Origin of the sequence: Pseudomonas spartinae (genome assembly GCF_965197125.1) — a bacterium.
GTDB lineage: Bacteria > Pseudomonadota > Gammaproteobacteria > Pseudomonadales > Pseudomonadaceae > Aquipseudomonas > Aquipseudomonas composti_A.
Genome location: NZ_CBDAMB010000002.1, coordinates 403,166 through 427,182 on the forward strand (window position 1 = coordinate 403,166; position 24,017 = coordinate 427,182).

General features: G+C 64.4%; 22 protein-coding genes. 12 read left to right on the forward strand and 10 right to left on the reverse strand.

What is annotated here, in order from left to right; translation table 11 throughout:
• Positions 1-78: 78 nt before the first annotated feature.
• On the forward strand, positions 79-1,545 hold the full coding sequence (gene pdxR / locus ACN8M7_RS05725; protein ID WP_490260067.1) for a MocR-like pyridoxine biosynthesis transcription factor PdxR: 1,467 nt from the start codon (positions 79-81) through the stop codon (positions 1,543-1,545).
• A 120-nt stretch (positions 1,546-1,665) separates the two neighbouring features.
• On the opposite strand, the gene ACN8M7_RS05730 is transcribed toward pdxR, so the two are convergent.
• Together ACN8M7_RS05730 and aspA are read right to left on the reverse strand one after the other, a co-directional pair.
• Entirely contained in the window at positions 1,666-2,919 is a 1,254-nt protein-coding gene (locus ACN8M7_RS05730; protein ID WP_490260068.1) for a dicarboxylate/amino acid:cation symporter, read from the reverse strand.
• A gap of 131 nt (positions 2,920-3,050) precedes the next feature.
• Complete coding sequence (aspA, locus tag ACN8M7_RS05735; protein ID WP_490260069.1) at positions 3,051-4,475, reverse strand: aspartate ammonia-lyase; 1,425 nt, start codon at positions 4,473-4,475, stop codon at positions 3,051-3,053.
• A gap of 215 nt (positions 4,476-4,690) precedes the next feature.
• Here aspA and ACN8M7_RS05740 point away from each other — a divergent pair, with 215 nt between their 5' ends.
• Positions 4,691-5,587: a LysR substrate-binding domain-containing protein gene (locus tag ACN8M7_RS05740; RefSeq protein WP_061238932.1), complete on the forward strand. Its 897-nt coding sequence runs from the start codon at positions 4,691-4,693 to the stop codon at positions 5,585-5,587.
• A 94-nt stretch (positions 5,588-5,681) separates the two neighbouring features.
• On the opposite strand, the gene ACN8M7_RS05745 is transcribed toward ACN8M7_RS05740, so the two are convergent.
• Positions 5,682-6,002, reverse strand: a complete 321-nt coding sequence (locus ACN8M7_RS05745; RefSeq protein ID WP_061238931.1) for an EthD family reductase — start codon at positions 6,000-6,002, stop codon at positions 5,682-5,684.
• Between the two features lie 192 nt (positions 6,003-6,194).
• Between ACN8M7_RS05745 and ACN8M7_RS05750 the strand changes: the two genes are divergently transcribed.
• On the forward strand, positions 6,195-6,716 hold the full coding sequence (locus tag ACN8M7_RS05750) for a DUF2127 domain-containing protein (RefSeq protein WP_061238930.1): 522 nt from the start codon (positions 6,195-6,197) through the stop codon (positions 6,714-6,716).
• A 130-nt stretch (positions 6,717-6,846) separates the two neighbouring features.
• Here the strand turns inward: ACN8M7_RS05750 and ACN8M7_RS05755 are convergent, their stop codons facing one another.
• From ACN8M7_RS05755 to ACN8M7_RS05765, 3 genes are all read right to left on the reverse strand, one after another.
• Positions 6,847-9,711 (reverse strand): M48 family metallopeptidase, encoded by a 2,865-nt coding sequence (locus ACN8M7_RS05755; protein WP_490260070.1) that lies wholly within the window; start codon positions 9,709-9,711, stop codon positions 6,847-6,849.
• Positions 9,712-10,038: 327 nt separating this feature from the next.
• A complete protein-coding gene (locus ACN8M7_RS05760) occupies positions 10,039-11,133 on the reverse strand; it encodes a polyamine ABC transporter substrate-binding protein (protein ID WP_061238929.1) in 1,095 nt (364 codons plus the stop codon).
• Between the two features lie 126 nt (positions 11,134-11,259).
• The gene (locus tag ACN8M7_RS05765) at positions 11,260-12,288 is read right to left on the reverse strand and encodes a histone deacetylase family protein (RefSeq protein ID WP_490260071.1); all 1,029 of its coding nucleotides are present in this window, start codon (positions 12,286-12,288) and stop codon (positions 11,260-11,262) included.
• Between the two features lie 212 nt (positions 12,289-12,500).
• On the opposite strand from ACN8M7_RS05765, the gene ACN8M7_RS05770 reads away from it, so the two are divergent.
• The 5 genes from ACN8M7_RS05770 to ACN8M7_RS05790 are packed head-to-tail and all read left to right on the forward strand — an operon-like array spanning position 12,501 to position 17,030.
• Positions 12,501-12,770, forward strand: coding sequence for a PepSY domain-containing protein (locus ACN8M7_RS05770; RefSeq protein WP_490260072.1), 270 nt, complete (start codon positions 12,501-12,503; stop codon positions 12,768-12,770).
• A gap of 53 nt (positions 12,771-12,823) precedes the next feature.
• A complete protein-coding gene (locus ACN8M7_RS05775) occupies positions 12,824-13,126 on the forward strand; it encodes a PepSY domain-containing protein (RefSeq protein ID WP_490260073.1) in 303 nt (100 codons plus the stop codon).
• 10 nt (positions 13,127-13,136) lie between these two features.
• Positions 13,137-14,417, forward strand: coding sequence for a sialidase family protein (locus ACN8M7_RS05780; protein WP_490260074.1), 1,281 nt, complete (start codon positions 13,137-13,139; stop codon positions 14,415-14,417).
• On the forward strand, positions 14,410-14,997 hold the full coding sequence (locus ACN8M7_RS05785) for a hypothetical protein (protein ID WP_490260075.1): 588 nt from the start codon (positions 14,410-14,412) through the stop codon (positions 14,995-14,997). Before ACN8M7_RS05780 ends, ACN8M7_RS05785 begins: the two co-directional genes overlap by 8 nt.
• Positions 14,994-17,030: an LTA synthase family protein gene (locus ACN8M7_RS05790; protein ID WP_490260076.1), complete on the forward strand. Its 2,037-nt coding sequence runs from the start codon at positions 14,994-14,996 to the stop codon at positions 17,028-17,030. The genes ACN8M7_RS05785 and ACN8M7_RS05790 overlap by 4 nt, the downstream gene beginning before the upstream one ends.
• Before the next feature lie 393 nt (positions 17,031-17,423).
• On the opposite strand, the gene ACN8M7_RS05795 is transcribed toward ACN8M7_RS05790, so the two are convergent.
• From ACN8M7_RS05795 to adhP, 4 genes are all read right to left on the reverse strand, one after another.
• Complete coding sequence (locus tag ACN8M7_RS05795) at positions 17,424-18,416, reverse strand: AraC family transcriptional regulator (protein ID WP_490260077.1); 993 nt, start codon at positions 18,414-18,416, stop codon at positions 17,424-17,426.
• 81 nt (positions 18,417-18,497) lie between these two features.
• The gene (locus ACN8M7_RS05800; RefSeq protein ID WP_061238921.1) at positions 18,498-18,845 is read right to left on the reverse strand and encodes a hypothetical protein; all 348 of its coding nucleotides are present in this window, start codon (positions 18,843-18,845) and stop codon (positions 18,498-18,500) included.
• A 72-nt stretch (positions 18,846-18,917) separates the two neighbouring features.
• On the reverse strand, positions 18,918-19,712 hold the full coding sequence (locus ACN8M7_RS05805) for a hypothetical protein (protein WP_490260078.1): 795 nt from the start codon (positions 19,710-19,712) through the stop codon (positions 18,918-18,920).
• Between the two features lie 118 nt (positions 19,713-19,830).
• On the reverse strand, positions 19,831-20,853 hold the full coding sequence (gene adhP, locus ACN8M7_RS05810; protein WP_061238919.1) for an alcohol dehydrogenase AdhP: 1,023 nt from the start codon (positions 20,851-20,853) through the stop codon (positions 19,831-19,833).
• A gap of 275 nt (positions 20,854-21,128) precedes the next feature.
• On the opposite strand from adhP, the gene purE reads away from it, so the two are divergent.
• From purE to ACN8M7_RS05830, 4 genes are all read left to right on the forward strand, one after another.
• A complete protein-coding gene (gene purE, locus ACN8M7_RS05815) occupies positions 21,129-21,620 on the forward strand; it encodes a 5-(carboxyamino)imidazole ribonucleotide mutase (protein WP_061238918.1) in 492 nt (163 codons plus the stop codon).
• Positions 21,621-21,767: 147 nt separating this feature from the next.
• Complete coding sequence (locus tag ACN8M7_RS05820) at positions 21,768-22,853, forward strand: 5-(carboxyamino)imidazole ribonucleotide synthase (RefSeq protein WP_490260079.1); 1,086 nt, start codon at positions 21,768-21,770, stop codon at positions 22,851-22,853.
• Positions 22,854-22,908: 55 nt separating this feature from the next.
• Complete coding sequence (locus tag ACN8M7_RS05825; RefSeq protein WP_490260080.1) at positions 22,909-23,670, forward strand: substrate-binding periplasmic protein; 762 nt, start codon at positions 22,909-22,911, stop codon at positions 23,668-23,670.
• Positions 23,671-23,735: 65 nt separating this feature from the next.
• Positions 23,736-23,981: a GlsB/YeaQ/YmgE family stress response membrane protein gene (locus tag ACN8M7_RS05830; RefSeq protein WP_017676370.1), complete on the forward strand. Its 246-nt coding sequence runs from the start codon at positions 23,736-23,738 to the stop codon at positions 23,979-23,981.
• Positions 23,982-24,017 lie beyond the last annotated feature (36 nt).

Genomic DNA, 24,017 nt, shown 5'->3' on the forward strand with positions numbered 1-24,017 from the left:
ATGGGCTCATGCTAGGCAGGATATTGGCCTGATGTAAGATCCATTCCTGACGACTTTCATAGAGCCAATTCTTCGATCATGAACCGCTCGCCCGCCTTGCCATTCGATCTTTCCGGCATTCATCTGCAACCCGGTCGGGGCCTGGCGCGCCAGCTCTACCAGGCGCTGCGCGAGCGCATCCTCGACGGGCGCCTGGCGGGTGGCACACGCCTGCCTGCGAGCCGTGAGCTGGCCGCGCGGCTTGGCATCTCGCGCAACACCGTGACCCGCGCACTGGACCAGCTGTATGCCGAGGGCTACGTAGCCGGGCGGGTCGGCGATGGCACCTACGTCGCCGAACTGCCGCGCAGCCAGCCCGTGGTCAACGCCGCAGCCACGCCTGCTGCCACCAGCCCGGCACTGCAGCTGGTGCACAGCCACCACCTGGCCACCCCCGCCGCGGGCGCACCGCGTGCCTTTCGCATCGGCGTACCCGCCTTCGATCTGTTCCCCTTTGAAACCTGGGCGCGGCTGCAGGCGCGCTTCTGGCGCAAACCATCGCCAGCACGGCTGGGCTACGGCGATCCGGCCGGTGACATGCAGCTGCGCGAGCTGATCGCCGCCTACCTGCGCAACAGCCGTGGCCTGACCTGCACGGCGCAGCAGGTACTGATCACCTGCGGCTCGCAGCAGGCCATCAGCCTCTGTGCCCAGTTGCTGGTGCAACCCGGCGCGCGGGTGGCGCTGGAAAATCCCGGCTACCGCGCTGCCGGCCACGCCTTCGCGGTGGCGGGCGCGCAGCTGTGCGGCATCGCGGTGGATGGCGAAGGCCTGGATGTCGCCGCCCTGCAGCGTCTCAACGATTGCCGGCTGGCCTATGTCACGCCCGCGCACCAGTACCCCACCGGCGTGACCCTGTCGTTGCCGCGACGCCTGGCGCTGCTGGAGTGGGCCAAGCGCGTGGATGGCTGGATCATCGAGGACGACTACGACGGCGAGTACCGCTACAGCGGCACGCCGCTCGCGCCGCTGGCAGCGCTGGACGATCAGCAGCGGGTGATCTACGTCGGCACCTTCGGCAAGCTTGCCTTTCCGGCGCTGCGCCTGGGCTATCTGGTGCTGCCGCCAGCGCTGGCCGAGCCCTTCGCCCGGCGCCAGGCACTGGAGCTGCGCCACCTGGAGGTCGGCAGCCAGGCGGTGATGGCCGAATTCATTGCCGCCGGGCACTTCCAGCGCCATGTGCGGCGCATGCGCCAGGTCGCTCGCAGTCGCCGCGATGCCTTGTTCAAGGCCTGGCCGCAGTCCATTCCAGGCTGCTCGCCGTTGCCGGCCGTGGAAGCGGGCCTGCACCTGAGCATCAAGGTCGCGACTCGCGCGCGTGAGCATGAGCTGATCGCCGCGGCCCGTGCAGCCGACATCGAGATGAACCCCTTGAGCGACTATTGGCTGCCCGGTAGCGAAACGCCCGAGGATGCCCGCGCCGGATTGGTGCTGGGCTTTGCCGCAGTGCCGGAGGCGCAGATCGTCGAAGCGCTACAGCAACTCCGTCGCGCCTGGCGCTTGTAGCGCCTGGCCAAATCACGCGCAAAAAAAGGGATGGCCGAGGCCATCCCTGAAGGTCGAGGCTGGTGAAGGCCTCCTATGAAATTCGCTGCGCCAGGCTGTGGATAACCTGGCTCGGGAGACTCAGGCCGCGTTGTCGCTGTTGAACACATCGCGATCGAGTTCGTTCTCGCTACGCGCGATCAGCGTGGTGGTCATCAGGTCACCGGTGACGTTCACCGTGGTGCGTGCCATGTCGAGGATGCGGTCGATACCGGCGATCAGCGCCACACCTTCCAGCGGCAGGCCGACCGAGCTCAGCACCAGCCCCAGCATGATCAGGCCTGCGCCCGGGATGCCGGCGGTGCCTACCGACGCCAGCGTGGCGGTGAGAATGATGGTCAGGTACTGACCGGCACTCAGATCGATGCCGAAGGCCTGGGCGATGAACAGCGCCAGCACGCCCTGGTAGATGGCGGTGCCGTCCATGTTGATGGTCGCGCCGACCGGCAGCACGAACCCGGCCACGCCTTGCGACACGCCGAGGTTCTTGCGCGCGCACTCGATGGACACCGGCAGCGTGCCGGAACTGCTCGAGGTGCTGAAGGCCACCGCCAGCGCCGGCGCGATACCGCGAAAGAAACGCAGCGGGCTGAGGCGCGCCAGGCCGCCGATCAGGCCACCGTAGATCACCAGCATGTGGGCGATGCTGGCCAGGTAGATCACCCCGATCACCCCGGCCAGTGGCAACAGCACCTCGATGCCATGGGACGCCACCACCCCGGCAATCAGCGCGAACACGCCGATGGGCGCGAAGCGCATCACCAGATCGGTGAGTTTGTAGAGCACCTCGGCCAGGCTGTCGAACAGGCGAATCGCCGGTGCCGCCTTCTCGCCGACCAGATTCATGCTCACGCCCAGGGCGATGGCGAAAACGATGATCTGCAGGATGTTGCCTTCGGCGAAGGCGGTTACCGGATTGGTCGGAACCAGGCCCACCAGAATCTGTATCAACGACGGCGCCTGCTTGGCCTCTTCGCTGCCGCTGGCGACCATGTGCATGCTCTCGCCGGGGCTGAACAGGGTGCCGAACGCCAGGCCGATGCTGACCGCGAAGGCGGTGGTGACCAGGTAGATGGCGATGGTCTTGACGCTGATGCGGCCGAGCTTGGCGCTGTCGCTCATGGCGGTGATGCCCGCTACCAGCGAGATGAACACCAGCGGCACGATAAGCATCTTGATCGCGTTGAGAAACAGCGCACCAACCGGCGCCAGCGCCTGGGCTGCGCCCTTGAACAGCATGCCGACGACTACGCCAAGTATCAGGCCGGCGATGATCTGCTGCCACAAGGGCACGCGCGCAAGGAAAGAAGGAGAAGGGGTGTTGCTCTGACTCATGTGGTTATCACCCGAATTGTCATTGTTGTGGGGTCCTCTACCCGACCTCGAGCACTACCACGCGGCCGGCCACAGGGCGTAAACAAAGGCGCCGCACTCGAATGAGGGCGGCGCCGATATAGCGGATTGAATCAGCTCTGAAGCGGTACCAGGCGCGGAGCGATCATGTTTTCCGGGCGCAGGATGTCGGCCAGGGTGGCCTCATCCAGCAACTGCTCCTCGCGCACCAGCTCCAGCACACCACGACCACTTTCCAGTGCGACCTTGGCGATACGCGTGGCGTTCTCGTAGCCGATGTAGGGGTTGAGCGCGGTGATCAGGCCGATGGAGTTCTCCATCAGTGCGCGGCAATGCGCCTCGTTGGCCGTGATGCCGTCGATGCACAGTTCGCGCAGCATATCCATGGCGCGGGTCAGCAGGCGGATCGAGTCGAAGATCTTGTAGGCGATCAGCGGCTCCATGACGTTCAGCTGCAGCTGGCCACCTTCGGCCGCCATGGTCAGCGCCAGGTCGTTGCCGATCACTTCGAAGGCCACCTGATTGACCGCCTCGGGAATCACCGGGTTGACCTTGCCCGGCATGATCGAGCTGCCCGGCTGGCGCGCCGGCAGGTTGATCTCGTTGATGCCGGTACGCGGGCCGCTGGAGAGCAGGCGCAGGTCGTTGCAGATCTTCGACAGCTTCACCGCGGTGCGCTTGAGCATGCCGGAGAACAGCACGAAGGCGCCCATGTCACTGGTGGCCTCGATCAGGTCGGCAGCCGGTTTGACCGGGTGACCGCTGATCACACCCAGGCGCTTGACCGCCAGGGCCTGATATTTCGGGTCGGCGTTGATGCCGGTACCGATCGCGGTGCCGCCCAGGTTGACCTCGTGCAGCAGGGTCGGCGCGAGCATCTTCAGGTGCTGCAGGTCTTCGCCGAGGGTCGTGGAGAAGGCCTGGAACTCCTGACCGAGGGTCATCGGCACGGCATCCTGCAGCTGGGTGCGGCCCATCTTCAGCACGTGGCCGAACTCCAGGCCTTTGGCCGCCAGCGACTGGATCAGCTTGTCCAGCGCGCTGAGCAGGCTCTCGTGGCCCAGCAGCAGGCCCAGGCGGATGGCGGTCGGGTAGGCGTCGTTGGTCGACTGCGCCATGTTCACGTCGTTGTTCGGGTGCAGGTGCTGGTACTGGCCCTTCTCATGCCCCATGGCCTCCAACGCAATATTCGCGATGACTTCATTCGCGTTCATATTGGTCGAGGTGCCGGCGCCGCCCTGGATCATGTCGACCACGAACTGATCGTGGAACTCGCCCTGGATGATGCGCGCACAGGCAGTGCTGATCGCCGTGTGCTTGGCCGCACTCAGGTGGCCCAGCTCGCGGTTGGCATCAGCCGAGGCCTGCTTGACCATGGCCAGGCCGATCACCAGTTTCGGGTAGTGCGACAGGGTCACACCGGACAGACGGAAGTTCTGCACCGCACGCAGGGTCTGAATACCGTAATAGGCTTCAGCCGGGATTTCGAGGGTGCCGAGCAGGTCTTTTTCGACGCGAACAGATGCAGCAGAGGACATGATGGCGATAGCTCTTGGGAAATACGGCGAGTGCCGCGATGCCCATAGAATATGGCCTCGTCCCGCTTTGCGACCAATGCCGTTAGTTGCTGCCCCATGCACAATCGGCATAATGTGGATGTGACGCCCACTGCGCTCACAACGTATGACTGTGGGTGGATGACGCTTCTTTGATCCACCGCACCTGCGCAACCTCGCCCGGCCACGGAGACTCGATGAATCTGGAAACCAAATGGCTGGAAGACTTCATCGTCCTGGCCGCCACCCGCAGTTTCTCCCAGGCCGCCGACAAGCGCTTCGTCACGCAGCCGGCGTTCAGCCGGCGCATCCGCAGCCTGGAAGCCATGCTCGGGCTGACCCTGGTGGACCGCTCCTGCACCCCTGTCGAGCTGACCGAGTCGGGCCGGCTGTTCCTGGTCACGGCGCGGAGCATGGTGGAACAGCTCGGCGAGGTGGTACGCCATCTGCACAACCTGGAGGGGCAACGCGGCGAGGTGCTGTCGATCGCCGCTGCCCACTCGCTGACCCTGGGTTTCTTTCCCGAATGGATCGCCCGCCTGCGCCGCGAGGGCTTGCCGCTGACCACCCGGCTGGTGGCCACCAACGTCGGCGAAGCGGTGCACTCGCTGCGTGAAGGCGCTTGCGACCTGATCCTCGCCTACTACGACCCCGACGCGGCCCTGCAGATGGACCCGGAGATCTTCCCTTCGCTGCACCTGGGCGCCACCTCGATGCTGCCGGTTTGCGCGGTGAGCGAGGCGGGCGCGCCGCTGTTCGATCTCGACGCTGGACAGAGCGTGCCGCTGCTGGCCTACAGTGCTGGCGCCTTCCTCGGCCGCTCGGTCAACCTGCTGCTGCGCCAGCGTGCCCTGCGCTCGACCACCGTGTACGAAACAGCCATGGCCGACAGCCTCAAGAGCATGGCCCTGCAGGGCATGGGCGTGGCCTGGGTGCCGCGCCTGTCGGTCACCGCCGAGCTGGCGCGCGGCGAACTGGCAATCTGCGGTGGCGAACACTGGCAGATCCCGCTGGAGATTCGCCTGTACCGCTGCGCGCTCGTACGCAAAGCGGCGGTACGCTTGCTCTGGCGCAAGCTGGAAGCGGGAAAATAGGCGGCAAAGAACGAGGGCCGTGTCCCGCCCCCGTTCACAGTTGACCTGTTCGGTTCAGCAGGCCTGCCGACAAGCCCGCGTCACAAGGCCGCCACTAGGGCGGCCCCACTACCACCTCGCTGATCTGCATGATCGGGCTCAGGTCGGTGTAATGGGCGATATCCGCGAGAATCTCCTGTGCATGGGGCGCGAAGCCGGCTTGAAAGGCCTCGATGGAGTCCGCATAGATATGACACATGCCGACGTAGGCGGGCGGATCGCCGGGCGAGCCACCGGCCAGCCCCCTGTCGACGGTGTAGAACAAGCACGCTTCACCCATTCTGGCCTTGACCAGCGGCATGTGCGTGTCGCGGTAATAGTCGTGGTCGAAACGCGACCCCGGCTGGTTGGGATACATCACACTGACCTTGATCATTCATCTCTCCTGAGCGCCTGTGTCACGCCTCGACTGCGTTTGCCTGGCGCGCCAGAAAAGATAGCTGAAGCGAGGAGGAGGCAGACTCATTTATCCAGCACTGCGGCTCCGCTTGAGCAATTGCGTCGCGTGACTCAGCATGTCCAACCCGAGGCGGCCTTCACCCCGACGCCTGGCACTCTAGAGAAGACGATGGCATCAACAACAAGTGGTCTTCGGATCATTGCGGCAATAGAGGCCTTCAAAGGCCTGATTTCACTTGCAGTGGCGCTTGGTCTGCATGAGCTGGCCGGTCGCAATCTGCAGCAACTGGCCGAAACACTGGTCAGCCATGCGCACCTGAACCCGGCCAGCCACCTGCCCGGTATCTTCATGCATGCCGTGAGTTCGCTACCCGATATCGACCTGTCGCTACTGGCCATAGGCGCAGTCGCCTACGCCATCATTCGCCTGGTCGAAGCCTACGGGCTATGGAAAGGACTGGTCTGGACGGAGTGGTTCGCCTTGGCCAGCGGGGCGATCTATTTGCCGTTCGAGATCTATGAAATGGTGGTCCACACCAGCGCGCTGAGCGCTGCCGTGTTCGCACTCAACGTCATCGTGGTTGGCTATATGGCCTTTGTGTTGCGTAGCGAGCGGCAGGTACACCATACGGAGGACGCGACGACTTTGGCCGGAGCAGGCAAGGCCAACGAGCCGAGCGAGAATCGCTAGCCAGGCGTGTCGATGGCAAAGACCTGTAGGAGCGAATTCATTCGCGATAGGGTTTGGCTACGTGCTCGCCCCTGATCGCCAATGCAGGCTAGGCGCCCTCTTCGCTCCAGCCTGCTACCTGCTTCTGTAATCAAGGCGTCTTGCCGGGCTCTTGGGCATAGGCTTTCCAGAGGCTGGCATGGGGCGCGTTCTGCGCATCCCAGCGCACATGTGCCTGGATGATCTGTTGCGCCTGGGCGTCGTTGCCGGCCAGCTTGAGAATCTCCTCGGGTGTGCTGTCTCCCATGCCACTGAGAATGTGGCGCGTGGCACCACCGCTCTTGCTGCTGATGGACTCGGGTGGGTCGGTGAAGAAGAAGTCGACATGGGCGTCGAGCCAGCGCGGCGCACCGAGAACGCGCGGTTCTTCCTCGGCGGCATTGCCATATGAGGCTGTCCAGACAACCAGAGGGCTGGCGCCGGCAACGTTGTAGACGTAATGCAGCCCCGGGTTGCCCAGGTTGGGGGTGAAAGTCTCGATCAACTGTCCATCGGAGGTGCGGGCGCTCACCTGAGTGTCACGGGTGAACTCGGTCTTGAGCTCGGTGGACGAGTAGGGCCCGACAACCGCGCTCTGCTTGCCAATGTGTACCTGTACGCTAGTGCCCAGACCGTTGTAGACCGCGACCCTGGTATCCACGCCGGTCAAACTGCCAAAGCCGAGCACGGCGCCGACAATCAGCGCTGCAACCAGCAAACGCATGGTGGTGGCCAAGGCACCATCGGCGATCTGAAAGCGATCCCACCAATCCAGCTTCAACTGGCGCTTGCGCTCCTGCCCGGGCAGGAGCACGGCGTAGCGTTGCGGGGTGCGCGTAGGTGTTGGCGCCGCTTCGGGCTGGCTGTTCTGCCGCAGATGGCGCGCCAGTTCGGCTTCGCTGTGCAGCAACTGCTCCAGGGTGGCGCTGCACAGCCCTGACAACTGGGCGGCGAGGCTGTTGCCCCAGCCATCGATCACCTGCATCCATTCGTTGACGTTGTCGGTGCTCGCCTGGGGCAGGGTGAAGTCTTCCAGCGAGGCCGCCCAGGATTCGATACCCAGGCGCACCAGCAGGGGCTGATCGAGCAGCACGAGCTGTTTGTCCTGGTGGATGGTGGACATCACCCGATGCAGCTCGTTGGCCGTCTGCAGCAGGCGCTTGAGCTCGCGGGAGCTGACCTTGCCGTCGGCCAGCACCACCGAGGTCACATTGGCGAGCAAGCCCTGAGCATCGCGTAGATCGGCCAGACTGTGCTCCGCGTAATGCAGCACTTCGATCAGGCCGATCAAGTAGGTCGGCCAGCCATTGCCGAACTGCTCGGCTATGGCCAGATGGGTGGCCCGGCAGCGTCGATCATGACCGAGAATCGCCTGGCGCAGGGCTTCGGCCTCGTCGTTGACCTGCTCGATCAGGTGCGGCAGATCGCGGCGTGCAACGCTGTTGCCGCGAAACACGATGCTGCCGCCGGCCGCCTTGTAGACTTTGTCCCGCAGCGCCTGCAGCATGCCGCGCTCTTCTTCCAGGGCGCGCAGCTGGTTGAGCTGCTGGCTGAGGCTGAGCGGGTACAGTGCCTGCAGCGCGCCGTGTAGGTCGGTAATGGACGTCGAATCCTGATAGAGCTCGGCGGCTTGCTCGGCATGACGCGTCAGGCTGCGACCCAGATAGGCTCCCTGGTAGTCGGGGGCGTATTGCAGCATGTCGTAGCGGTCGGCCAGGTTGCGCAGGGATTCTTCCAGAGTAACGGGCTCAAGCTGCGCGCCGTGGAAGAAGTCACTGGTCAGGCGCTGGCGCAGCGCTGTCGGCTCGTCAAACAACACCCAGGCGCTACGCGCGTCGTGAGGAGCGGGCAGATACAGGCGCTTGGCATTTTCTTCGCGGTCGCTGTTGGCCGGGTGAGTCGACCACATCTGCGGCGGCTGGGCAAAACCAGAAACGAAGACGCGGTGCTGTTCCGGGGAAGGGCAGGAACGAGGTGGAACCTTGCCATAGCAGGGGTCGTTGAGAATCTGCGTGACCCGCTCGAGAACCTGGGTCTGGATGCTGAACAGATCCTGCACCGAGCGGCCCCGCTGGTATTCGCTGTTGGCGAAGGCCAGGGTGCGATCCCATGCCTCGTCGGCGGCTTGCAGCTTGTGCAGGGCATGCACCAGTTCGTCGCTGCCGGTCAGGGAAACCGCGACCAGGTCGGCCTGGAACTCCATCTGCCGTGACAAGGCGCGTTGCGCCAGCACCACTAGGCGGAACACGGTATCGAGCAGCGAACGAATCGACCAGACGATCAACGACAGCAGCCAGCCGATCCAGGCAACACGCAGGTCGAACTTCGACAGCACGCGCAGCAGCTTATCCAGCGCGTCACGTTTGGCGATGATGTGGGACGCGATCTGCTGGGCGATGTAGACCCAACTGCCGATGGCCATGGAGCGCTGAGCGAAGTGACCAAACTCGTGGGCCAGCACTGCTTTGAACTCACTCAAGGTGAGGATATTGACCAGGGGCAGGCCAATCTCCAGGTTCTTGCGCGAGGGAAACAGGAGGTTGAGGATCGACAGGTCATAGAACACAGCCGCATTGACCCGCGCCGATAGATACACGCGATGCGGCCGCGGTGCACCGGCCTCGTCAGCCAGCCGGTAGAGAAAGGCGAAGAGCTGTGGCTGCTCTTCAGGGCGCAGTTCGACGTGATTCGACGCACCACCGCGCTCCACGAAGAACAAGGCCTTGAGCATGAACACACAGAGAAAGGCGGAGCAGCCACCAACCAGAAAATGCACGATCGCGTCTTCACTGCCGGCCAGGCCGCTGCTGATCAGGCGCCAGGCGGTCCAGCCGAACCAGCCTGCCAAAGCAAAATACAGCGCGACGAACAAGGCCAGACTGCCGACGGCGAGCCAGGCTTGGCGTTTGTAGACGGAACTGGGGCGGGTCAGCGTTGCGGGCACATCGCTGGGCCCGGCGGGGTAGAGATCTTCCATATCGTGTCCTTGTCTCGAAGCCTGTTCGGCATTCAAGGGCGTCCATTGCACAGGGGGTTGCAGGGCGAGAGTTTTTACCAGTCGGATGCGATTCGTCCAGGGCCTGGTGTGACGCTCGACTTATTTTTGCATGGCCATTCATCGGCTGGCAGCTGAAGCACAGCGCAAAGCCAGAGGGTGAGCACAACGAAAAACGCGCACCTGCAGGTGCGCGCTCCGCTTCGGCTGAGTGCTTTTTCGAAGGCACCCACGCAGAGCGTGGGCACCATCGGTATGCTCGTGCTGGGTCTGTAGGAGCCGCTTCAGCCGCGAGCCGTTAGTGACGAATCACTTGCCCGACTTGATCGACGTCCACGCACGCGTACGTACGCGCTCGATCTTCTGCGGCAGCGGCTGCACTACATACAGCGATTTCTGCATCTCCGGGGTCGGAGTCAGATCGGGGTCGGCGGCGATTTCCTTGCTCACCAGTTCCATACCCGGCACGTTGGGGTTGGGGTAGCCGAGAAAATCGCTGATCGGCGCGATGACCTTGGGTTCGAGCAGGTGGTTGATGAAGGCAAGCGCCTCATCCTTGTTCTGCGCGCTCTTGGGGATGGCCCAGGTGTCGAACCAGATCGGCGCGCCTTCTTTCGGCAGGCGCCAGTTGATTTTCACGCCGTTGCCGGCTTCCTTGGCGCGGTTGGCGAACTGGTAGAAGCTGCCCGAATAACCGATGGCCACGCAGATGTCGCCGTTGGCGATGTCGGTCATGTACTTGGCCGAATGGAAGTAGGCCACGTAGGGGCGCACTTTCAGCAGCAGTTCGGTGACCTTGTCATAGTCGGCCGGGTTGCTGCTGTTGGGATCGAGGCCCAGGTAGTGTAGGGCGATGGGGATGATTTCGGTAGGCGAGTCGAGCATGGCCACGCCGCAGGATTTCAGCTTCTCCATGTACTCGGGCTTGAACACCAGGTCCCAGCTGTTGACCGGGGCGTCGTCGCCGAGTGCAGCCTTGACCTTGTCCGGGTTGTAGCCGATCAGCACGGTGCCGTACATGTAGGGCACGCCGTACTGGTTGCCCGGGTCGTTCTTCTCCAGCAGCTTGAGCAGCGCCGGATCGAGGTTCTTCCAGTTGGGAATCTTGGACTTGTCCAGCTTGGCGAAGACGCCGGCCTTGATCTGGGTTTCGAGGAACTGGTTGGAGGGGATCACCAGGTCATAGCCGGAGTTGCCGGTGAGCAACTTGGCCTCCAGCGCCTCGTTGGTCTCGAAGGTGTCCCAGGTGATCTGGATACCGGACTCTTTCTGAAAGTCCTTGGGCACCGACGGCAGGATGTAGTCGGCCCAGTTGTACACACGCAGTTCCTTGGCCTGCACCGCAGCGCTAAGCAGGGTGGCGCCGCACAAGGCGGCGCCGAGCATCTGTTTGATGGCTTTCATCGTTTCACCCCTGAAGTGTCGTTGTTGGTCTTTTGGTTGGGTGGCCCGGAGCGCGCAGCTGACGCTCATCCGCCTACCGTGCGCATGACGCTGGACGAAAAAAGCGTCGTCCACCCTACGCGCCGATCAGGCGCCTTCGAAGCCTTCCAGTACGTTGACCGCGTTGACGCCGATGGCCTCCACCGCGTAGCCGCCTTCCATGATGAAGAGCGTCGGCAGGCCCAGCGCGGCGATGCGCCGGCCCATAGTCAGGTAGTCCGGGCTGTCGAGCTTGAACTGCGAGATCGGGTCTTCCATGTAGGTGTCCACACCCAGCGACACCACCACCACCTCGGCGCCGTATTCGACGATGCGTTGGCAGGCCTGCTCCAGCGCGGCGTTCCAGGTGTCCCAGGTGCTGCCCATGGGCAGTGGGTAATTGAAGTTGTAGCCCTCGCCCGCGCCTTCACCCAGTTCGTCGGCATAACCGAGGAAGAACGGGAATTCCTCGGTGGGGTCGCCGTGGATCGAGGCGAACAGCACGTCGCTGCGCTGGTAGAAGATGTCCTGGGTGCCGTTGCCGTGGTGGTAGTCGACATCGAGGATGGCCACCTTCTTGCGCCCCTGGTCGAGGAAGGCCTGGGCGGCGATGGCAGCGTTGTTCAGGTAGCAATAGCCGCCCATCACGTCGCCAGCGGCGTGGTGGCCTGGCGGACGGCACAGGGCGAAGGCGCTGTGCGCGCCATTGGCGATCTCCTGCTGGGCGCTGAGCGCCACCTGTGCGGCGCTGTAGGCGGCCTGCCAGGTGCCAGCGGTGATCGGCGCACCGCCGTCGAAGCTGTAGTAGCCGAGCTGGCCGTGCAGGTCATTGGGGATCATCCGCCGCAGGGTGCGCGCCGGCCAGGTGAACGGCAGCAGGTCGCCCTTGCCACCCTGTTCCTGCCAGCGCGCCCAGGCACTCTTGAAGAATTCCAGATAGGCCTTGCTGTGGATGCGTTCGATGGGCGCCAGGCCGAAATCCCTGGGCGCAAGGACGTCGCCGAGCTGGCGATCCTTGACCCGTTGCAGGATGTGGTCGGCGCGCTGCGGCTTCTCGAAGCAGGGCATCAGTTGCCCGTCGATCAGCTCGCATTTGCCGTGGTGCAGGTGGTGGTCGTCGCTGTAGTAGGTGAGCATGCAAAGCGCTCCAGGCTCGTTGTTGTGCCTGCATTGTTCGCTTGCTGCAGCTCACGGGAGAACGCTGACAACGGCCAAAAGGGGATCGAAATGGCCAAATTGCCCTGCCACCCCGATGCCCGACGGCAAGATGTAACGGGGTGTGAGCCTTAAGTTTTCGTTAAGCCAGCACGCCGAAGGTGACGGCACCGAACCCCATCAGGAGCCTCACCATGCGTCGTCTACTGCTCGTTCCCGCCCTGCTCGCCTGCGCCGCGCCGGCCTTCGCCAAGACCGAATGCACCACGGCCGACCGCTCCACCTGGCAAGACCCCGAGCAGTTCCAGGCCAAGCTGGTGGCCGATGGTTACAAGATCAACAAGTTCAAGGTCACCGACGGCAACTGCTACGAGATCTACGGCTTCGACAAGGAAGGCCGCAAGGTCGAGATCTACCACGACCCGGTCAGCGGCAAGGCCGTGAAGACCGAGATCGAAGACTGATCGCAGCCCAGCGCCGGCCCTGGCGGCCGGCGCCTCGTGACGAGAGCGCCTCCATGCCCCTTTTTGCCCGAATCACGCTGGGCGGCCTGCTGCTGCTCGGCGCCGCGCCGCTGCTGGCAGACACCGACTGCGCCCGTCCCGACCGCAGCGCCTGGATGCCGGAGTCGCAGTTTCGCGAGCAGATGAAGCGCCAGGGCGTGCAGATCACCAAGTTCCGCATCACCCCCGGCCACTGCTACGAGATCTACGGCTTCGACGCCGCAGGGCACAAGCTGGAGGTCTACTACGACCCGGTCGACGCCCACCCGGTAGAAGAAGTCGCCACCTCGCGCCTGGCGCATCCCAGCCATCCCTGACGCACCGACCATGACCTCGACCTTCAAGACCTGCGCCCTGTTGCTGGGCGCGGCCACGCTGTTCGCCTGCGCCTGGTTCGGCGCCGCGCCCCATGCCCTGGCACCCTTCGCCAACCAGCCGGCGCCACCTGCGAGCGATGCGACTCCGACCCTGGCCGCGCACTTCGCCTCCTCCGACCTGGAGGATTTCGTCCACTCCGCCTCGATCACTGGCCTGCCCGGCGGCGACCTGATGGCCGCCTGGTTCGCCGGCAGCCGTGAAGGAGCGGCTGACGTGCAGATCCGCGCCGCGCGCTACGATGCCGCCAGCGGCCAGTGGAGTGCCGAACGCGTACTGGCCAGCCGCGAGTCGACCCAGCGCGCGGTCGGCAAGCACATCCGCAAGCTGGGCAACCCGGTGATCAGCCTGGCGCCGGACAACCGCCTGTGGCTGTTCTACGTTTCGGTATCGCTCGGCGGCTGGGCCGGTAGCGCGGTCAACGCCATGGTCTCCGATGACCTCGGCAAGACCTGGTCGGCCCCCCGGCAGCTCGTCACCAGCCCCTTTCTCAACATCAGCACCCTGGTACGCGCCGCGCCGGTGTTCCATGCCGACGGCAGCATCGGCCTGCCGGTGTACCACGAGTTCCTCGGCAAGTTTCCCGAGTACCTGCACCTGAGCGCGAGCGGCGAGGTACTGGGCAAGTACCGCATCGGCAAGGGCCGCTATTCCCTGCAGCCGACCGTGGTGGCGCTGGACGAGCGCCGGGCCGTGGCCCTGCTGCGCTATGCCGGCGAGCAGCACCATCGCGTGCTGGCCAGCTACAGCGAGGACGCCGGGCGTAGCTGGAGCCGGCCAGAGCCGGTGGAGCCGAGCAACCCCAACTCGTCCCTGGCGGCGGTGGGCCGCCCCGATGGCAGCCTGCTGGTGGCGATGAACGACCTGGAGGACGGGCGCTTTCGCCTGACCCTCTACGCCACCGACGCCAAGCTGGGCAACTGGCACACCCTTGGCGAGCTGGACGAGAGCCCCAACCCCTGGGGCGAGCCGATCGCGCCAGGCGACTTCCCCGCCGTGGTCAGCGAGAAGTTCCGCGCCAGCGGCGGCAAGCCCGAGCAGCAGGCGCAGTTCCTCGAACGGGTGACCGCGCGCATGTGCAGCGCCGAGGGTTGCACCTTCGACTACGAGTACCCCTACTTCGCCCGCGACCGTGAGGGCACCTATCACCTCGTTTATTCGTGGAACGACATGTTCATCAAGCACCTGGCCTTCAACGAAGCCTGGCTGTCGGAGCGCCGCCCGCATGACTGACTTCTGGCTGCCGCACCTGTCCTTCACCCTGCTCGCCTTCCTCGTGCTGGCCCCCTTTGGCCGCGGCCGCCCGCAGCAAGTGGTCAAGCTACTGACCTGCCTGCTGCTCAGCCTGGTGCCAGTGCAGGGCATCAGCCTGGCGCTGCAGTTGCGCACCTATATCGGCGACCTGTCGGTGCCCAGCCTGGTGCTGCTCGGCTGGGCGACCCTGTGCCGCTTCGGCGTGGCACCTGCCGGCGCCCGTGATCGTCTGGCCAGCCTGGCACTGTTCGCCGGCATGGCCGTGCTGCTCTACCCGGCGGCACTGGGCCTGAGCTACGCCGACCCCTACCAGCTCGGCTTCGAGCCACGGCCCATGCTGCTGGTGCTGGGCCTGCTGTGCGCGGTGCTGATCGTTCAGCGCAGTTGGCTCGGCGCCCTGACGCTGGTGCTGGCGACCCTGGCCTTTGCCCTGCGCCTGGGCGCCTCGGAAAACTACTGGGATTACCTGATCGACCCCTACCTGGCCCTCTATAGCCTCGGCGCGCTGCTTCTGGCAGGCGGACGCTGGCTGCTGCTTCGTACAAGGAACCTCGCATGAGCTGGCTGAAATCGCGCCGCCTGCATTACCTGGCAGGCCTGACGGCGCTGCTGTTCGCGCTCTTCGCCGCCTTGCGTGGGGTGTTTCTGCTGGGCTTCTCCGCTGTCGACAGCCTCAGCGACCCGGACGTGCTGCACACCCTTGGCATTGGCCTGCGCTTCGACCTGCGCCTGGCCCTGTTGCTGATGCTGCCGGTGGGCATCCTGCTGGCGCTGCCCAAACTGCGCCTCGCGCGCTTTCGCGCCGTGCGCTGGCTGCTGCGCGGCTACCTGCTGCTGGCCGTGGCGGCGCTGGGTCTGCTGTACATCCTCGACTTCGGCCACTACGCCTATCTGGGCGTGCGCCTCAACGCCACAGTGCTGCGCTTTGCCGACGATGCGCAGATATCCGCCGGCATGCTCTGGCAAACCTACCCGGTGCTGTGGATAACCCTCGCCTGGCTGGCCGGTGTGGTGCTGTGGGCCTGGGCGCTGCTGCGCCTGGAACGCGCCACCCTGGATCGCCCCGCCAGCGGCAGGGTCGGCGTGCTGCCGGCCCTTGGCGGCGCGGCGCTGGTGAGCGTGCTGGTGTTCTTCGGTCTGCTCGGTCGCGCCAGCGCGCTGAATCTGGAGAACCCGGTGCCGCTGCGCTGGAGCGATGCCTTCTACAGCGGCAACAGCCAGGTGGGCGCACTCGGGATCAACCCGGCGCTGTTTCTCTTCGACACCCTCAAGCTCGAACCCGCCGCCTTCGACGTGGCGGCCACGCGTGAGCACTACGAGGTGGTGGCCGATTATCTGGGCGTCAGCGAACGTGATGCGCAAGGGCTGAACTTCTTCCGCCAGCAGCCGCTGCAGCCCCACCGCATCCAGGCCGAGCGCCAGCCCAATGTGATTTTCGTCATGCTCGAATCCCTCGGCACCAGCGCCGTGGGCGCCTACGGCAATCCGCTGAACCCGACACCGAATCTCGATCGTCTGGCCAAGGAGAGCTGGTTCTTCCGCCACTTCTACGTGCCGGTGACCGGCACCGCCAAGACGGTGTGGGCGAGCATCACCGGCATTCCCGACGTGTCGCGCCAGGAGACGGCCACGCGCAACCCGCTGATCGCCCGCCAGCGCACGCTGATCAACGCACTCGATGGCTACGAGAAGTTCTACATGATTGGCGGCAACGCCGGCTGGGCCAATATCAATGCGCTGATCCGCCAGAGCATCGACGACGTGCAGCTCTATGAGGAACGCCACTGGCAGTCGCCGCAGGTGGACGTGTGGGGCATCTCCGACCTGGATTTCTTCAAGGAAAGCACGCGCATCTTGGGCGCCTTGCCCAAGGACAAACCCTTCTTCGCCTACCTGCAGACCTCCGGCAACCACCGCCCCTTCACCATCCCCAAAGACAACGACGGCTTCGAGGCGCTCGACCTGCCGCTGGAACAGGTGCAGCAGGCCGGCTCGCGCAGCGTCGAGCAGTACAACGCCGTGCGTCTGCTGGACTTCAATATCGGTCGGCTGATGGAGCTGGCCAAGGAGCACGGCTTCTACGACGACAGCATTTTTGTCTTCTTCGGCGACCACAACACCCGTATCAGCCAGATCCCGCACATGGCGCCGGCCTTCGAGCAACTGGGGCTGGAGAGCAACAACGTGCCGCTGTTGATTCACGCACCGAAATGGCTGGCGCCGCGCGAGTTCGATGAGGCCGTGGGCCTGGCCGACCTGCTGCCAAGCGTGGCCGGACTGGTCGGCGTACCCTTCGACAACGGCGGGCTGGGTCGCGACCTGCAACGACCCGCGCCGGAAGGCGAACGCGTGGTGCCGCTGGTGCTGCAGGAAGGCACCTTCCCGGTGATCGGCGCAGTGACCCGTGATTTTCTTGTGCAGATGCAACACGACGGCAGCTCGCCGACCCTGCACGACCTGCGCTCGCCGACACCGCGCGACAACGTCGCCGAACGTCACCCCGAGGAATTCCAGCGCCTGCTGGCGCTGAGCCGCGGCCTGCATGAGGCCGCACGCTTGCAGATGTACCGCAACGTACAAGCGGAGAAATGAGCCCGCCTGTGGGAGGCGCTTCAGCGGCGAGCCTTTATCGCGGCTGAAGCCGCTCCTACGATGATCGTCCGTAGTCCGAATACATCCGGGCTACGCGCAGCGACGTATCGCAACGTACAAGCGAAGAAATGAGCCCGACCTGTAGGAGCCGCTTCAGCGGCGAGCTTTTATCGCGGCTGAAGCCGCTCCTACGGTGATCGCCCGTAGCCCGAATACATCCGGGCTACGGGCAGCAGATGTACCGCAACGTGCAAGCAGAGAAATGAGCCCGACCTGTAGGAGACACTTCAGCGGCGAGCTTTTATCGCGGCTGAAGCCGCTCCCGCAGTGATCGCCGGTAACCCGGACTAAACCTGGGGAAAAGGTGCCGGATAGTCCCGGATTGCATCCGGGCTACGCGCGAAAGCGACTCGGCGGCACGCCGCTCCAGCGCTGGAAAGCATGACGGAAGCTGGCCGTCTCGCTGAAGCCGAGTACCTCGGCGATGCGACATACCGGCCATTGCTCCTCGCCGAGCAGCGTCTTGGCGCGCTCGAAGCGCAGCTCGTCGAGCAGGCCCTGATAGCTGGTGCCCAGCTCCTGCAGGTGGCGACGCAGGGTGCGCGGTGAGCAGTGCATCTGCTGCGCCAGATTCTCCAGTCCCGGCGGCTCGGCCATCTGCGCAGCGAGCAGCTGTCGCACGCGCTCCAGCCAGGCCTGGCGGCTGCTGAATTCGGTATTCAGGCGGCGGCAACGCTCCACCATGTCGACATGGGTGACGCTGTCGGCCAGCGGCAGGCGGCGCTCCAATAAGGCGGCGGGAAAGGCGAACGCATTGCGCGGCGCCTCGAAGTGCAGCGGACAGGGAAAGCTCTCGGTATAGCGCGCCGCATAACCTGGACGTAGGTGACGAAAGCAGGCCAGGCTCACGGGTAGCGGCTGGCCAAGCAACTCATCGCAGGTGAGCCTCATGGAGGCCAGGCACATTTCCACGTTGAAAGCTTCCAGCGCTGCGTGATCGCTGTAGTCGCTGGCACTTATCCAGGCCAGCTCCCCGTCTACCAACAGTTCCAGACGAAAATAGGTGCCAAGTAACGCCGGGTACCGCAACAGCAGACGCAGGGCGTCACCAAGGGTATCAGCGGACAGCGCGGCGTAACCGAGCAGCCCATAGGAGGAAACATGCAGGCTGCGCCCCAGCTCCAGCCCCATGTCTGCACGCAGGGCCAGGGCATTGGCGCAGACCTGCTGCTCCTGCACCCGGGTGATGCGTACGTCGGCATTGTCCAGATCAGCCGCACCAATCCCGCTCCCGGCCAGCAATTGCGGGTGAAGCTCGGGCTGGTCGGCGAAGCGTTGCAGGATCAGGGAAACCACGTGCAGGGTGGTCAGCGAGGCGTGCAGCATGATGCGTTCCATGGGTGCAAACGAGGAAAGGAACGCAAAAAATATGCCGCTGCCTTTAACAGGCAGCGTACATAGCAGCTATCAGCAACGTCCGGCTGCCTTCAGCAAGGCATTGCAGGAGTTGCTGACTGGCTGGGCGGGCTGATCGTTGCCACCCATGGTGTTGCACAAGGCGTCCGATACTACCGGCCCCAGAACGGAGACGCTGCCTGTCACGTAGCAGGCATAGTTCTTACCGTCACGGGTTTTCACGTTGTAGTCAGTGCGAACACCGCCGTCGACGCGATTGCTGATGGTGAACTGATCCGGCGTCAGGCCCAAGGCCAGCGAAGTGCGCTGGCTCAGCACATTGTCGCTGACCGCCACCGAAGCACAACCGCTGACCAAGCCGGCGAGAAGGATGGGAGCGAACAGTTTGGTGTATTTCATAGTGACCCGTTGGTTTGCTAGTTGCAGGATAGGTTCAGCGCGGCCGGGGCCAATCTCGCCCCGGCGTCAGGCTCAGCGGTTACGCAGGATGGCGTTGATGAAGTCGCCCTGGTTGGCTTCATCCGAGCGAGTGGTGAACTGCAGTTGCCCATCCTGCTCGCGCAGTTTCATCGCCTCGCCGAAGCGGCAGTCGACGCCCTTGAGGGTCTTGGCCTCGGCCTTGTAGCGGTCGTCCTTGCCGCACAGGTAGGCCATCTGGTTGACCACCTCGCCACAGAAGCTCGGCACGCTGAGGCTCATCAGCTGCTCATCGCTGAGCGCGCTCCAGTCCACCTTGGTCGCCAGCGGGGTGCCGCAAGCCTTGCTGGCTTCGCCATCCGCGTCCTGCAGACGTGCGCTGTAGTCCGCCACACGCTGTTTGCGATCGAAGGCGGCCAGGCGCGCCTGCACGCCATCCTTTTCCTGCTTCTGGTAGCTCGCGAGCAACTCGGCCGGCTTGAGCGCCTTGCTCCTGTCTTCGTCGTAGCTGAGTTCGAAGCCCTGAGTGTTGGGCAGGTTGAGCTGGTAGCTCTCACCACCCCAGGCGCGGCGTTTGTTCAGCAGGTTGTAGTCGCGGCCATCGAGACGGATGCCGTAGTCGCGCTGCTCGTTGCCCAGCTCGCGGACCTCGGTGAGAAACACCACCTCGTCGAGCGGATGGTTGATGCCGCGTACCTGCACCAGGGCCTGTTTGCCATCGGCAGAAGGGGCCAGCGCCAGGCTGACGCCCTGGCCGGCATCGAAGACCTGCGGATGCTTGGCCAGATCCAGCGCAGCGGCTTGAAGGGAGAGCAGGGAAAGGGCAACGAGCGAAACGTACTGTTTCATGACGACACTTCCTTGTACGGATGAAGGGCGCACAGTATAGCCAGCGACCTGGCATCGATCTGTGCGCCCGTCCGCGTCCGTTCTGTAGGAAATCGGCTCGTCCGAGGCCCTTTTCGAATCAGAACTGCAGCACCACGCGCCCCTCGATCTGACCGCCACGCATCTGCTCGAAGATGCCGTTGATGTTATCGAGCGTGTCGCTGTGCACCGTGGCCTTGACCAGGCCTTCACCGGCGAAGTCCAGCGCTTCCTGCAGATCGGCACGAGTACCGACGATGGAGCCGGTAATCGTGATGGCCTTGAGCACCACGTCGAAGATCGGCGTCGGAAAGTCGCCCGGCGGCAAGCCGACCAGCGTCACGGTGCCATGCCGGCGCGCCATGCCGATGGCCTGGCCGAAGGCGGCGTTGGACACTGCGGTGACCAGCACGCCATGGGCGCCGCCGATATCGCGCTGCACCACCTCGGCCGGGTCTTCCTTGCGCGCGTTGATGGTCAGACTGGCACCGAGCTTGCGCGCCAGCTCCAGCTTGGCGTCGTCGACGTCCACCGCGATCACGTGCAGCCCCATGGCGCGGGCGTATTGCACGGCAACGTGACCAAGGCCACCGATACCGGAGATGGCCACCCACTGGCCAGGGCGCGCCTGGGTTTGCTTGAGCCCCTTGTACACCGTCACCCCGGCGCAGAGGATCGGCGCGATCTCGAGGAAGTCGACATTTTTCGGCAGGATGCCGACGTAATTGGGGTCAGCCAGCACGTATTCGGCATAACCGCCATTGATCGAATAGCCGGTGTTCTGCTGGCTTGCGCAGAGGGTTTCCCAACCGGTCAGGCAGTGTTCGCAGCATCCGCAGGCGGTATAGAGCCAGGGCACGCCGACGCGATCGCCTTCCTTCACACGGGTCACGCCGCTGCCGACCGCCGCCACGTAGCCAACCCCTTCGTGGCCTGGAATGAAGGGCAGGCTCGGTTTCACCGGCCAGTCGCCCTCAGCCGCGTGGAGGTCGGTATGGCATACCCCCGAGGCTTCGATCTTCACCAGAATCTGGCCGTGGCCTGGCAGAGGGACTTTTACCTCTTCGATACGCAGGGGTTCGCCGAAGGCGTGGACCACTGCAGCTTTCATGGTCTGGTTCATCACTGTTCCTCTTCCATGCGAGTGTCCGCCCAGTGTGTGCGCACAGCCCATGTGAGCATTGCTCCAGAGCAAGGTTTGCGCGGTTTTGCCTCACTGCCAGCGCCTGCATGACGAACGGTCATCGCCACTGCCCGACACCGCTGGCTTTGCGTTATACTGCGCGGCCTTCGGCCGGCAGCACCCGGCCAACGAATCATGACAAGCCACGCTGGCCCGCCCGCGTGGCTTGTTGGTTTTTGACGCGCCGCGAGGCGCCCGAGAGAAGAGGCACGACGATGAGCGCACTGGTTGGCGTGATCATGGGCTCCAAGTCCGATTGGTCCACCCTTAGCCACACCGCCGAAATGCTGGACAAGCTGGGCATTCCCCACGAGGTCAAGGTGGTCTCCGCCCACCGCACCCCGGACCTGCTGTTCCAGTACGCCGAAGAGGCAGAAGCACGCGGCATCCAGGTGATCATCGCCGGTGCCGGTGGTGCAGCCCACCTGCCGGGCATGTGCGCGGCCAAGACCCACCTGCCGGTGCTCGGCGTGCCGGTACAGTCGTCCATGCTCTCGGGCGTCGACTCGCTGCTGTCGATCGTGCAGATGCCGGCCGGTGTTCCGGTCGCCACCCTGGCCATCGGCAAGGCGGGCGCGGTCAACGCGGCGCTGCTGGCGGCCAGCATCCTCGGTCACCAGCACCCGCAGTTCCACGCAGCGCTGAAGCAGTTCCGCCAGGAGCAGACCGATACCGTGCTGAGCAACCCGGATCCGCGCGAGGCCTGAAGCCCATTCCATCAAGGGCTGCGACACGGCGCATTGGCACCCTGTCCGCTGCTCGGAATGCTCATTTACCGGCGTAAACTCCGCTTCCTGCGCTGCGGGCAGCGTTCAACTGCTTGGTCTCGCCACCTGCTGAAAAGGGGCTTTGTTATGAAAATCGGTGTGATCGGTGGCGGCCAGCTGGGCCGCATGATGGCCCTGGCGGGAACCCCGCTGGGCATGAACTTCGCTTTTCTCGACCCGGCGCCGGACGCCTGCGCGCAGGCGTTGGGCGAACATATCCGCGCCGACTACGGCGATCAGGATCACCTGCGCCAGCTGGCCGATGAGGTCGACCTGGTGACCTTCGAATTCGAGAGCGTGCCGGCGGAAACCGTGGCCTTCCTCTCGCAGTTCGTGCCGGTCTACCCGAGCGCTGAAGCCCTGCGCGTCGCCCGTGACCGCTGGTTCGAAAAATCCATGTTCCGCGAGCTGGGCATTCCCACTCCGGAGTTCGCCGACATTCAGTCGCAGGCCGATCTCGATGCCGCCGTGGCCAGCATCGGCCTACCGGCGGTGATGAAGACCCGCACCCTGGGCTATGACGGCAAGGGTCAGAAGGTCCTGCGCAGGGCCGAGGACGTGACCGGCGCCTTCGCCGAACTGGGCAGCGTGCCGTGCATTCTCGAAGGTTTCGTGCCCTTCACCGGCGAAGTATCGCTGGTCGCCGTGCGCGCCCGTGACGGCGAAACACGCTTCTACCCGCTGGTACACAACACCCACGATAGCGGCATCCTCGCCCTGTCCATCGCCAGCACCGATCACCCGCTGCAGGCGCTGGCCGAGGACTACGTCGGCCGCGTGCTGGACAAGCTCGACTACGTCGGCGTGCTGGCCTTCGAATTCTTCGAAGTCGACGGCGGCCTGAAGGCCAACGAGATCGCCCCGCGCGTACACAACTCCGGGCACTGGACCATCGAAGGCGCCGAGTGCAGCCAGTTCGAGAACCACCTGCGCGCCGTCGCCGGCCTGCCGCTGGGCTCGACGGCCAAGCTGGGCGAGAGCGCCATGCTCAACTTCATTGGCGAAGTACCGCCGGTAGACAAGGTGATCAGCATCGCCGATTGCCACCTGCACCACTACGGCAAAGCCTTCAAGGCCGGGCGCAAGGTCGGTCATGCCACCCTGCGCAGTGCCGATCGCGCCAGCCTCGATAGCGGCATCGCAGCCGTTCAGGCACTGATAGCAAAAGGCTAACCGGACAATTCGCAGCTAGACTCTTGAACGACGGTGGTCGCTCAAGAGCCTGGCCATGAAACTGCTCCTTTCCTTGCTGTCCTTGCTGTTCGCACTGACCTGCGTTGGCGACGACGTACTGCGTGTCGACTTCCGTGAGCGGCCACCGGAAATGCGCGCAGTCGATGGCCTGCCCAGCGGCCCATTGATCAGCGTGCTGGAGACCGCGGCACACCGCATTGGCATAGACCTGCACTGGCGCGAAGCCCCCTTCCTGCGTAGCCTCGACGACCTGCGTTCAGGTCGCGTCGACCTGGTGCCACGCGTTCTGCTCACCGAGCCACGCCGCCAGTACATTCACTTCCTGCCCAGTATCGGCAGCCAGCCGCTCAACGTACGCTTCATCGTGCACCCAGGCGAAGAGGCCAGACTGAGCCGCTACGACGATCTGTATGACTTGTCACTCGGCGTGAAGCGCGGCACAGCCTATTTCGAGCCGTTCGATAGCGATGACCTGCTGGGCCGCGTCTATGCCAGCGACGATGCGCAACTGGCAGCGATGTTCCGCGCCGGGCGCCTGGACACCATCGCCGTGCTCGACATCGCGCCGATGGAGGCGCAATTCCAGGCGATGGATTTTCGCGACTACAGCTACGCTCACTACACCCACCAGCAGGTACTGGGCAATCACTTCGGCGCATCGCTCAAGCGCTACCAGCGTGACCGCCGTAAACTCTACGACCGCCTGGGCGCGGAGCTCGAGCGCATGCGCGAGAATGGCGAGATCACCCTGATCTACCAGCGCTATGGGGTCAAACCACCGGATGAGGCGAACTGACACCTCACCAGCCTGTCCCATGCAGAGCCTGCCGCACAAGCGGCACTCATCAAGGAGACACGCCAATGGGCATAATCGGCACCATCTTCATCGGCCTGATCGTCGGTCTGATCGCACGTTTTCTCAAACCTGGGGATGACAGCATGGGCTGGATCATGACCATCCTGCTCGGCATCGGCGGCTCCATCGCGGCCACCTACGGCGGCCAGGCGCTGGGCATCTACCAGGCTGGTCAGGCTGCCGGTTTTATCGGCGCGGTGATCGGCGCCATCGTTCTGCTGGTAATCTACGGGGCAATCAAGAAGGGCTGACAGGCCCGGATCAGGAGCCGAAAGTTCGGCTCCTCG